This is a genomic window from Novosphingobium sp. AP12, from assembly GCF_000281975.1.
Taxonomy (GTDB): Bacteria; Pseudomonadota; Alphaproteobacteria; order Sphingomonadales; family Sphingomonadaceae; genus Novosphingobium.
Genome location: NZ_AKKE01000009.1, coordinates 295,023 through 306,606, shown reverse-complemented (window position 1 = coordinate 306,606; position 11,584 = coordinate 295,023). Strand labels below are relative to the sequence as shown.

General features: G+C 67.1%; 6 protein-coding genes and 1 pseudogene. 5 read left to right on the top strand and 2 right to left on the bottom strand.

From position 1 onward, the window contains the following. From PMI02_RS02190 to PMI02_RS02175, 4 genes and pseudogenes are all read left to right on the top strand, one after another. Nucleotides 1-341 (top strand): annotated as a pseudogene (locus PMI02_RS02190) (hypothetical protein); the annotation flags it as partial. A gap of 59 nt (nucleotides 342-400) precedes the next feature. After that, the gene (locus tag PMI02_RS02185; RefSeq protein ID WP_007678092.1) at nucleotides 401-1,570 is read left to right on the top strand and encodes an ROK family transcriptional regulator; all 1,170 of its coding nucleotides are present in this window, start codon (nucleotides 401-403) and stop codon (nucleotides 1,568-1,570) included. A 299-nt stretch (nucleotides 1,571-1,869) separates the two neighbouring features. Then, nucleotides 1,870-4,254: a TonB-dependent receptor gene (locus PMI02_RS02180; RefSeq protein WP_007678089.1), complete on the top strand. Its 2,385-nt coding sequence runs from the start codon at nucleotides 1,870-1,872 to the stop codon at nucleotides 4,252-4,254. A gap of 17 nt (nucleotides 4,255-4,271) precedes the next feature. Then, complete coding sequence (locus PMI02_RS02175) at nucleotides 4,272-6,176, top strand: sulfatase-like hydrolase/transferase (protein WP_007678086.1); 1,905 nt, start codon at nucleotides 4,272-4,274, stop codon at nucleotides 6,174-6,176. Here the strand turns inward: PMI02_RS02175 and PMI02_RS02170 are convergent. Together PMI02_RS02170 and PMI02_RS02165 are read right to left on the bottom strand one after the other, a co-directional pair. Then, entirely contained in the window at nucleotides 6,173-7,843 is a 1,671-nt protein-coding gene (locus PMI02_RS02170; RefSeq protein WP_007678083.1) for a PQQ-dependent sugar dehydrogenase, read from the bottom strand. The genes PMI02_RS02175 and PMI02_RS02170 overlap by 4 nt on opposite strands. An 88-nt stretch (nucleotides 7,844-7,931) precedes the next feature. Further along, complete coding sequence (locus PMI02_RS02165) at nucleotides 7,932-8,660, bottom strand: FadR/GntR family transcriptional regulator (protein WP_007678081.1); 729 nt, start codon at nucleotides 8,658-8,660, stop codon at nucleotides 7,932-7,934. Nucleotides 8,661-8,846: 186 nt separating this feature from the next. Between PMI02_RS02165 and PMI02_RS02160 the strand changes: the two genes are divergently transcribed. Next, nucleotides 8,847-11,573: a TonB-dependent receptor gene (locus tag PMI02_RS02160; protein WP_007678078.1), complete on the top strand. Its 2,727-nt coding sequence runs from the start codon at nucleotides 8,847-8,849 to the stop codon at nucleotides 11,571-11,573. Nucleotides 11,574-11,584 lie beyond the last annotated feature (11 nt).

Here is an 11,584-nt window from a genome sequence, read left to right as displayed (position 1 = left end):
GGCTGGCCCCGCCGCTGCCGGTGCTGCTGGCGGTGATCTGGACGATGATGGTCTGCGTGGGCCTGCTGATGCCGGCGACGACCGTGCTGGCGCTCGAGAAGTTCGAGCACGACGCGGGCGCGGCGGCCTCGCTGTCGAACGCCTTCCGCAATGGCCTTGGCGCACTGGCCACCGTCTTCGCCGGACTCGCGTTCGACGGCACCGTGCGCCCGGCGCTGCTGATGATCGCGCTCTGCGGGGTCTGCGCCTTCGTCTGCGCGCGGCTGATCGGACCGGAGACGCCGCACCGCGTCACCGGCCCGGAATGGGAGCGCGCTCGCGAGGATACGCCGATCCTCTAAGTCCTTGCGGGCACGCGGATACTGTTTGCGAAGAACGTCGTGACGCCCCACACTGAGGCGTGGATACGATCGAACACGATGCCAGCCAGGTCCGGCTGCTGAAGCACGTGCGCCGGGCCGGGGCCATCTCGCGGGTGGAACTGGTGCAAGTCAGCGGGCTGTCCAAGGGCACCGTGACCGAGTTGACGGCGGACCTCGTGCGCAGGGGTGTGCTCGCCGAGATGCCGGGCGCGGCCTCGGCCCGGGGGCGGCCACGCATCGACCTGCGGATCGTGGCAGGGGCCGCCTACGCGGCGGCGCTGATCCCCCTGAGCGACGGCCTCGTTTCCCTCGACGTGATCGATCTCAACGGCGACCGCGTCTATTCTGAGCGCGGCGACCTTGGCGATCCCGGCATCGACCGCCTCGCGGACCGGGCGGCGGCGCTGATCGACGGCGCGATTGGCCGCAGCGGGGTTCCACGGCGCCTCCTTCGCCACGCCGCCATCGTGCTTCCCGCGCAGGTGGACCGGCACCGCGGCGTGGTGCACTGGATGCCGCAGCACGGCTGGCACGAGCCCGAGGCCATCGGCCCCCGAGTCGCGGAACGGCTCGGACTTCCGGTCACGGTGGACAACCGCGCCAGCGTCGTCGCGCGCGCCGAGCACTGGTTCGGCAAGGGCGACATTGCCGACGACTTCTCGTGCATCGCCCTGCTGGAGCGTGGGATGGGCGCGGCGCGGTATCGCGGCGGGCTGCTCCAGACCGGCACCCACGGCATGAATTCCGAGTTCGCCCACGTCAAGGTCGCCTTCGAGGGAGGGCGCCCGTGCTTCTGCGGCGGGTCTGGATGTCTCGCGGCCTATGCCAGCGTCATGGGAATGCTGCGGCATGCAGGGGGCGGGGGCACGGCCCGGTCGAACGACAGCTTCGCCGACCTCGTTGCCCGCGCGCGGGCAGGGCAAGCAGATGCCCGCCGCTTGTTCGAGACGGCGGGAAGGGCGCTGGGCACGGCGGTGGCCGGACACATCAACGAAAACGATCCCGGCCGCGTCCTGATCGTTACCGCAGTCGCCGCAATGCCCGATCTGATCGGGCCGGACTTCCGCGCCGCTCTATGCGACCAGACCCTGCGGACGCTGCTGCCCCGCACCAGCGTGGAATTCCGCAGCATCGCCGAGGAAGACTACTGGAAAGGCGCCGCCTCGCTCGCGCTGGAGGAGCTGTACCGGCACGCGCCAGCCAGCTGACGAAAGCCACGCTTTCGCGGCGCAGAGCTTTAGTTCATTGACCAAACTTAATTCTATCGGTTAGGTAGAGAAAAGGTAGACGCGGCGGCGCCGTCCGTTTGCCGCAGGTCTGCCGAGGTGACGACACCAGGCCGATCTCCAGTCGGGCAATCAGGGGCCGTGCCGAATGAGCAGAGCGATCTAGCACAGGCACGCTTCCGGGCCATTCAATCCGGTTTTTCGGACCGCACGAGCAGTACTCGCGAGGCATAAGCTTCTCGCGGGGGGCTGGACGTGCGTCTCCTCGGGGGAACATTCAAGTGAAGACCACCAATCCGTTCTCGATGAAGCAGGCTCTGTCGGCAGCTCTGATGGCCACCGCCGCCTACTGCCCCGGCGCCGCGCTGGCGCAGCAGGCACCGGCGGAACCCGAGGCCGGCGGCGACATCGTCGTCACCGCGCAGAAGCGCACCGAGCGGCTTCAGGACGTGCCCCTCGCGGTCAGCGCGCTGTCCGCCGAGACGCTGAGCCGGCAGCAGATCAACGACACCAACGGCCTTGTCGCGGCGGTGCCCTCGCTGACCTACACGCAGGGCAACAACGTCTCGAATTCGACCTTCCGGGTGCGCGGCATCGGCACCTCGCTGTTCAACCAGGGCTCCGAATCCTCGGTGTCGACCGTGATCGACGGCGTGGTGATGGCGCGCCAGGCGCAGGGCTTCGTCGACCTCGCGGACCTCGAACGGGTCGAGGTCCTGCGCGGACCGCAAGGCACGCTGTTCGGCAAGAACGCGACCGGCGGCGTCATCAGCGTCGTCACCGCGCGCCCGTCCGACCGCCTCACCGCCCATGCCGACGCGACCATCGCCGAGCAGGACGAGTACCGCGTGAAGGGCACCGTGTCCGGCCCGATCACCGAACAACTCCGCGCCCGTGTGAGCGGCTTCTACAACGACGTTGGCGGGCACATCACCAATGTCGCGACCGGCGAAGACAAGAACGGCTTCAAGAGCTGGGGCCTGCGCGGCAAGCTTGACTGGGACGCGACGGAAAGTCTCAACCTGCTGGCGACGGTGGACTATCGCAAGATGGACGCGGACTGCTGCCAGCCGCAGTACATCCAGACGACGACGCCGCTGCTCACGCAGCTTCTCGGCCCGGTGGTCGCCAGCCGCCACAACCGCGAAGTCAACATCGACGCGCCCTCGTTCAACAAGACCCGGCAGTGGATCGCCTCGCTCGAAGCCAACCTGGAACTGGGCGACCACACCCTGACCTCGCTGACCGCGTGGCAGGACTTCAAATTCAACAACAACGTCGATGTCGACGGGCTTTATACGCCCTCGCCGATCTTCGTGCCGTTCTCCAACGGCAAGGGCGTGCTGAACGGCGGCCCGGCGGGCGTGAAGCAGTTCAGCCAGGAACTGCGCCTGACTTCGCCGCAGGGAGGAGCGCTGACGTATGTCGCGGGGCTCTACTACCTCGACCTCGACGTGACGCGCGGTTTCAGCCGCAGGCTGGGAAGCTGCACTGCCGGCGGCGCGAATGGTCCGGCCGTCTACGGGCAGGCCTGCGCGGTGCCGACCTATGCCTCCACCTACCACAACGCGAGTTCGAAGACCGAGCAGTTCGCCGCCTTCGGCCAGGCCGAACTCAAGCTGGTCGACGCCCTGTCGCTGATCGCCGGTGGGCGCCTCCAGCGCGAGAAGATCGCCTATGAAGGCAATCGTCCCGGCCTGCCGCTGGTCGCGGGCGACACCGCGCAGATGGGCGCATCGGCGGGCAGTGGCTCGACGGCGGACACCGACCTGTCGGGCAAGCTCGGCCTGCAGTACCGCTTCAGCCGCGATGCGCAGGCTTACGTGACCTGGACGCGCGGCTACAAGGGCGCCGCTTACGACATCGAGGTCACCGCCAACTTCGTGAACCAGCGCCCCGTCCGTCCCGAGACCGTCAAGGCGTGGGAAGCGGGCTTCAAGTTCGACCTGTTCGACCGCGCTCTCTCGATCAACACCGCCGCCTTCTATGCCGACTACTCCGACCTGCAGGTGCAGGCCGCCAGCACCGACCCGGTGACCGGCATCGTCTCCTCGGTGCCGACCAATGCCGGCAGCGCGGTGACCAAGGGCGTGGAGCTGGAGTTCACCGCCCGGCCGCTGCGGGGCCTTACCTTCAACGGCGGCGTCACATACCTCGACACCAGCGTCGACGTGGACGGCCTCAGCTGCCCGCTGCCGCAGCAGGCCGGGGCGGGCGTGAACACCGGCTTCCCGGTCAACCAGTGCTACCGCATGACCGCCGGCGGCACGCCTTACCTCAACGTCCGCGACGGCCGCCTGCCCAATGCCCCCTCGTGGCGCGGCACGCTGACCGCGCGCTATGAAAGCGACCTGCCGGGCAGCGACCTCGCCGTCTTCGGGCAGGTTACCGGCAACGCGCAGAGCGCGGTCAACTTCAGCCTCGAGCAGGACCCCGACGCCGTGCAGAAAAGCTATGCCACCTTCGACGCCAGCATCGGCGTGCGGCGGCAGGACGGGCGGTATGGCCTGACGCTGTTCGTGCGCAACCTAACCGACAAGCACTTCCTCACCAGCATCGGCCGGGCGGGACAGCTCACCAATGCGGCCAACCCCTACAACCTCACCGGGTTCATCCCCAAGGAGGCGGATCGCTACTTCGGCGCCACCGTCTCGGTCAGCTACTGAGCATCGGGAGCGTCAGCATGGTCGATCTTACCCGCCGCAACGTCCTCGCCGCCGGAGCCGTGGCCGCTGCAACGCTGGGCCATCCGGCACTCGCTGCAGCGCCGTCCCAGTCCAAGGAGCGGCCGAACATCCTCTGGCTGGTCAGCGAGGACAACAACCCCTTCATCGGCGCCTACGGCGACCGGCTCGCCCACACCCCGACGATCGACGGTCTGGCGCGAAAGGGCCTGCTCTACCGCAACGTCTACACCAATGCGCCGGTCTGTGCACCGACGCGCTTCGCCATCATCACCGGCGTCCACCCCGAGAGCGCCGGCCCGGCGCACAACATGCGCGCGCAGGCGCAGCTTCCCGACATGATCCAGGGCTTCCCGACGTATCTTCGGGAGCAGGGCTACTACTGCACCAACAACGCCAAGACCGACTACAACTCGGACCTCAAGCCGGACGCAATCTGGAACGAATCCAGCAAGCAGGCGCACTGGAAGAACCGCCCGGACGGCGCGCCGTTCTTCGCTGTGTTCAACCACGAGACGACGCACGAATCGCGCATTTTTGAGCCCCTCGCAGGCCGGGTGAAGCCGGAGGACATCACGCTCCCCACCTACCTTCCCGACACGCCGGGCATCCGCCGGGACTTCGCCACCTATTACAACCGCATGGAGCAGATGGACGGCCAACTCGCCGCCAGGCTGGCCGAACTCGAAGCCGCGGGCCTCGCCGAGGACACCATCGTCTTCTACTATTCCGACAACGGCGGCGTCCTGCCGCGCAGCAAGCGCTACTGCTACGACGAGGGGCACCGCTGCGCCATGGTCGTGCACGTCCCCGAGAAGTGGCGGCACCTCGCGCCCGCCGCGCAGGGCAGCGAGATCGGCGCGCCGGTCACGTACATCGACCTCGCGCCGACGGTGCTGTCGCTCGCCGGCATCGCCGCGCCCGCCTACATGCAGGGCTCGGCGTTCCTGGGCCGCCATGCGAGCGGGCCCAAGCCCTACGTCTTCGGCATGCGCAACCGCATGGACGAGCGCTACGACATGTCGCGCACCGTCACCGACGGGCGCTACCGCTACATCCGCAACTATTCGCCGCACCGGCCGTGGGGACAGCACGGCGCTTTCCAATGGGTCGCCAAGGGCTATCAGGACTGGGAGGCGGCGCACATCGCCGGCACTCTGACGCCCGTGCAGGAGCAGTTCTGGCAGACCAAGCCGTTCGAGCAGTTCTTCGATCTTCACGAAGACCGCGACCAGGTGGTCAACCTGATCGGCGATACTGCCCAGCAGACCCGGATCGCCGCGATGCGCCGGGCGCTCGACGCGCACATGCTGGAGGTCAACGACAACGGCTTCCTGCCCGAAGGCTCGCCGGTGGAGGGCTATCTCGAAAGCCGCCGCAAGGGTGCCTATCCCCTGAAGCGCATCATGGCGGTCGCCGCCACCGCCGCCGAGGGTAATGCGTCCAGCCTCACCGCGTTGGTCGACCTGCTGGGCGACGGGAATGCAGCCGTGCGCTACTGGGCAGCGCAGGGCCTCCTGATCCGCGGTGAAGCGGCAAGGTCCGCGCTGCCCGCGATGCAGGCCGCCTTGTCGAAGGACACCGACCCCCACGTCCGCGTCGCGCTCGCCGAAGCCACCGCGCGCCTGACGAGCGATCCAGCGCCGATCGCCCTGCTGATCGACCTGCTGGACCACCATCCGCACCCTCGCGTCCGGCTCCAGGCGATCAACGCGCTCACGTACCTCGGCGCCAAGGCCGCCCCGGCGCGCGCCGCCGTTCAGCGCGCGGCGGAAAGCAAGGACGAGTACCTCGTCGGGGCGGGGCGCTATCTGGGGTTCGTGCTTGACGGCAGCTATACCCCGGCCTCGCCGGTGCTGGACATCGACGCCTTCATGGCCCGGATGAGGGCCGCACCTGCCTAGTGCTGCTGGCGTGACGCGAGATAGGCCGCGATGGCGTCTATCTGGGCATCGCTCAGCGCGACGCCGCCCATCGGCGGCATCGGCGCGGGGAAGCGCTTCGGTTTGGGCACGCCGTCCTTGATCGAGCGGCGGATGCCGGCAAGGTCGCCCTTGCTCCACAGCCATTCGGCGTCGACGAGGCTCGGCCCGACCGGCGTGCCTTCGCCGTCCGCGCCATGGCAACCCGAACAGCTGGCGTTGGCGATCTCGCCCGCATAGAGCCGCCGTCCCAGCGCGACTTTCGGATCAGCGCCCGGCGCGATTGCCGATGGCGCGGCGGGAGCGGGCGGCACATCGGCGGCGGGGGCAGCGGTCACGGGCGCCGCGCGATCGCCCCTGTAGGTGATGCGCCAGATGCGGCCCCGCCTGTCATCGCCGACATAGAGCGCGCCGTCCGGCCCTACGGCCAGGCCCGAAGGCCGGTAGTCGGCTTTGCCGGAAGCCTTGTCCCGCCCCGCGAAACCATCGGCGAAGACGACGTAGTCGCCGCTCGCCTTGCCGCCGCGCATCGGCTGGAACACGACGTTGAAGCCCTGCTGCGGCCCGGGCGCGCGGTTCCAGGAACCGTGGAAAGCGATGAACATGCCGCCGCGATAGGCAGAAGGGAACTGCGAGCCCTCGTACACGGCAAGCGCGTTCGGCGCCCAGTGCGCGGGGAACGCGGCGACCGGCCCGGTACGGCCCACGCAAAGGCCCACGGCCTTGCCGCCGTCCCCGCCGTATTCGGGCGCAAGGACCAGTTTGTGCTGGCTGGGATCATAGTAGCATTCGGGCCAACCGAAGTCGTCGCCCTGCTTCACCTGCAGCAGCACTTCCGCCGGCAGTTCCTGACCCTGTTCGGCCGAGTAGAGGGCGCCCCAGTTCTCGTGCAGCTGGTCGCGGCCATGCTGGGTGGCGAACAGCTGCCCGCCGGAATCGAGCGCGATGCCCACCGCGTTGCGGATGCCCGACGCGAAGCGGGCGGCGGGGGAGAAGCGCTGGCCGGTCTTCGCTGCGTCAAAGCGCCAGATGCCGGCGCGCAGGGCCTTCTCCGCGCAAGGGGTCTGGCCCGGCGCGCCGGCCTTGCGGTTTTCGGCCTGGCAGGCATTGGTCGCGCTGCCGCTGGTGACGAAGAGGCTGCCGTCGGCGCGAATGGCGAGGCTGTGCGAGAAGTGGTCGCCCTCGGTTGGCAAACCGGAGACAACGACCTGCTCGGTGCGGCCTATGTCATGCTTGGTGCTGTCTAGGTCATAGCTGACGATGCGGTCGCCGCTTTCGAGGAAAACGCGGTTTCGGAACACCGCGAGGCCGGTTCCGCCGATCTGTCCGGCGAAAGGCCGTTGAAAACGCTCGGCTTTTCCGTCTCCATCGGTGTCCTGAAGGACGATCAGCCCTGAAGCCACCGCGTCGTCCTCGGGATCGGGCGCGCTGTTGGCGTAGAGCATGCCATCCGCGCCTGCCAAGATGTGCCGGACGTGCCCAATCTTGTCTGCGAAAACCGTGGCGCAGAAACCGGGTGGCAGTGCCAGACCGGCCGTGTCACACTGCTCGGCCGCTGCGGTTTCGTGCTTTTGCGGGGCCTGCCCGCAGGCCGAAAGGGCAGAAATTGCTCCCATGGCGGCGAGATAGCGAATTGAACGAAGCGTCATGGCGTACAGGCCCTTGTCGTCCGTCCAAGCGGACGGGTGAATTTCCCGAACCTCTAATCTAGTATGAGAAATACATCAACCGCCGCCGTCACGACATTCCCGCATCGCGCGAGGCGTTGCTGATCAGGGCGAGCATCCTGAGTCGTGCTTCCTCGGGGTCGCCACGAAGAATCGCGTCGAAAACGGCGTCGTGATCGGGCATCGGATCGCGCGATTCCTTGCGCTCGTCCCGCGCGAAACGGGTGGTCCAGGCCACCACCGCCGTCACCGAAGTGGCGAGGGTGATGAGCGCTTCGTTGCGCGTCGCCATCAGGATCAGGCTGTGGAAGTTCTGGTCGGCGGCACGGCCTTCCGGTGTCTGCAGCCCGAGCCTGCGCATCTCCTCCAGCGCGTGGCCCATGCGAGAGATGTCCTGCCCGTCCCGGCGAAGCGCGGCGAACTGCGCGGCGGCGGGCTCCACGACCGTGCGTAACTCAAAGATATCCCTAAGAAATTCGGGTGTAGGTCCAGCCTCGAACATCCAGGCGAGGACATCGAGGTCGAGGATGTTCCAGCGCAGCCGCTCGTTGATCCGCGTCCCGCTCTTGGTCCGGCTATAGACGAGACCCTTGGCGGAAAGGACGCGAACCGCCTCACGGTAGGCGGTGCGAGAGACGCCCTGCTCGGCGCTGTAGCGCTCCTCGCCGGGCAGCATTTCGCCCGGCTGATAACGTCCACCGACGATGGCGATGGCGAGGTCGTGCGCGATCCGGTCATGGATCGCCCGCGTCGGCTGCGTCGCGTGCCGGGACAGGGGGTGATCGTCTGCTGCGCTCATCGCTCTCTCGTCCGCCGTGACGGCGCTCTCGTCAACCCCTCCACGTCGACGTTTTGATCATCTAGTATGAGAAAATGACGGTAAGGATGTGCATTATTGGCGATGTAAGTCAGATTCTGGCTTGTCACGGTAATTTGCAGCGATAATCTAGTACGAGAAATAAAAACGAGAATCGGAGGGGATACAATGAAGACCGGCGTGAAACTCGGCGGAATGTCCGCCATAGCCTTCCTGTTCGCCCACCCCGGCGCCGCCCAGGCGCAGGATGCAGAGCCCGTCGAGGAAACCGCGCCAGCGGCCGACCAGGACGCCGCGGCACCGGAAACCGCGGCGAACGACATCATCGTGACCGGTATGCGCGCCAGCCTTTCGTCGGCGCAGAACATCAAGCGCAATGCCCAGCAACTCGTCGATTCCGTCGTCGCCGAGGACATCGGCAAGCTGCCTGACAACAACGTGGTGGAGGCGCTCCAGCGAGTGCCCGGCGTACAGGTAGCGCCGCGTGCCCGGGGCGAGTCCGCCACTGTCCTGATCCGCGGCCTCCCCGATGTGGTGACGCTGGTGAATGGGCGAAACATCTTCACCACCACCGGCCGCTCGCTGTCCCTCGCCGACGTTCCGGCGGACCTCGTGGCGGGCGTCGATGTCTACAAGTCGCGCTCGGCGCAGCAGCTCGAGGGCGGCATTGCCGGTCTCATCGATGTGCGCACGCGGCGGCCGTTCGACTTCAAGGGCTTCCAGCTCGCACTCGCCGGACGCGAGGTTTACAGCGAGCAGCCCGACAAGATCGACCCCTACGTCAGCGCTCTCCTGACCAACCGCTGGGACACCGGCATCGGCGAGATCGGCGCGCTGGTGAGCGTGTCCTTCCACCAGACCCGATACCGCGACGAGACGATCTTCGGCGGCGGCTACTTTGGTTACAACCTCGATAACAGCCGTGCGCCCTATACGCCGGGCGTCCCGCTCGATCCGCGCGGCACCAATCCGGCCGAACCGCGTGTGTTCCGCACCGACGTGATCGGCGCCTTTGACCGCATCGGGACGCGCAAGCGCCCGGCCGCCAACGCCACGCTGCAATGGGCGCCCGACGACCGGCTGACGATCCGCGCAGACGGCCTGTTCTACGGCTTCCGTGACGAGGGCAACGGCAACCAGAACTTCACCTCGATGAACGGCGCGCTGCTCTCGCCGCTGCAGTTCGTGGACGATACCAAGCTGGTGCAGTCGCTGAGCATCGCCAATGGCCGCGTGGCGCAGTTCGGGCAGGCCTATGACAGCAAGGCCGATCGCTATCAGGCAGCGCTGGGCGCGGACTGGAAGAGCGGGGACTGGACGGCGGCGACCGAATTTTCATACACCCGCTCGAAGGCGACCGACATCGCCAACAACCTCGACGTGGACTTCATCGCCGCGCGCACGGACGCGGTGTTCAACAACGGATCGGGCACGCCCACTTTCGTGCTGCCCAACGACGATATAGCCGACCCCTCGCGCTATTATCTCTCACGCATCTCGACCACGCGCACAGTGGGCGACGGTAAGGAACTGGCGTGGCGCGGCGACGTATCCTACCGCTCGCCGTTCCTGATCTTCTCAGGGGTCGACGCCGGCCTGCGCCTCAGCAAGCGTGACGCGAAGTCGGACAGTTTCGTGCAGACCGTCAACTGCTCGCCGACCGGGGCTGTGCGGTGCTACACGATCAAGGCGGACAGCATTCCCGGCCTGATGACGCAGACGCCGGGCGGCTTCATGGAAGGCACGCGCCCCTATGCGCGGCAATGGGCGACCCCCTCGACCAGCTACCTGCTGAACAACATCGGCGCGCTGCGGCAGACTTTCGGGCTGGCGGCGGGAGACCCTGCGTTCCAGGACACGCAGCACTTCGACATCACCGAGAAGAACTACGCCGGCTATCTCCAGGCCAACCTCGAGGTCGGACGCCTCGACGGGCAGATCGGCGTGCGCGTGATCGAGACCGACATTACTTCGAATGCCTTCCTGGTGCTGCGCGGCGCGACCTCGCCTGTGACCATCCGCAACAAGAGCACCGACGTGCTGCCCAGCCTGGCGCTGCGCTACAAGCTGAAGGACAACCTGTTCCTGCGCTTCGCCGCGAGCAAGACGATCACCCGCCCCAGCTTCGCGCAGCTCAACCCGGCGGTGACGCTGACCCCGCCGATCCCCGGGCAGCAGCCGTTCGGACGCGGCACCAGCGGCAATGCCGACCTGAAGCCGATCCGCTCGGACAACTACGACCTGTCGGTGGAATGGTACATCGACCGTTCCAGCTCGATCACCGCGACGCTGTTCCGCCGCGACGTGTCGGGCTTCATCCAGTCGGTGACGAGCAACTTCGACATCGACTACCTCGGCGCCGACAACGGGGTCTATCAGATCACCCGCCCCGAGAACTCGGGCTCGGGCAAGATCCAGGGCATCGAGGGCGGCGTCACGCTGTTCCCCAAAGGCCTGCCCGCCTGGCTCGACGGCATCGGCCTGAGCGCAAACGGCACGTACATCGACGGCAAGAACAAGGCGCTCTCGCCGCTTCCCGGCGTCACCGGATATCTCGACATCCCGTTCCAGAACGTCTCGAAATATTCCGCGAGCGGGACTCTGATCTACGAGAAGGGCGGCTTCTCGGGCCGGGCGTCCTACGTCTGGCGCGACGACTACAATGCCGGGCTGCACTTCACCGGGGTCAACCCGAACTTCATCACCAACGGCCCGATCAGCAACCTTGACCTCTCGTTCTCCTATGAGATCAATCCGGACTTCACCGTCGTGCTCGATGCAACCAACGTGCTGAAGAATCTCTACAAGACCTCGTTCGACGATCCAAAGCTCTACTCCCGCGACACGGTTCTCTACACCCGCACCATCGCGCTCGGCTTCCGGGCCAAGATGTGACCGCGCCCGTG

Excerpts from the sequence above, each read along its gene's own strand:
- PMI02_RS02175 (WP_007678086.1), top strand. The coding sequence starts at position 4,272 with ATGGTCGATCTTACCCGCCGCAACGTCCTCGCCGCCGGAGCCGTGGCC.
- PMI02_RS02170 (WP_007678083.1), bottom strand. The coding sequence starts at position 7,843 with ATGACGCTTCGTTCAATTCGCTATCTCGCCGCCATGGGAGCAATTTCT.
- PMI02_RS02165 (WP_007678081.1), bottom strand. The coding sequence starts at position 8,660 with ATGAGCGCAGCAGACGATCACCCCCTGTCCCGGCACGCGACGCAGCCG.
- PMI02_RS02160 (WP_007678078.1), top strand. The coding sequence starts at position 8,847 with ATGAAGACCGGCGTGAAACTCGGCGGAATGTCCGCCATAGCCTTCCTG.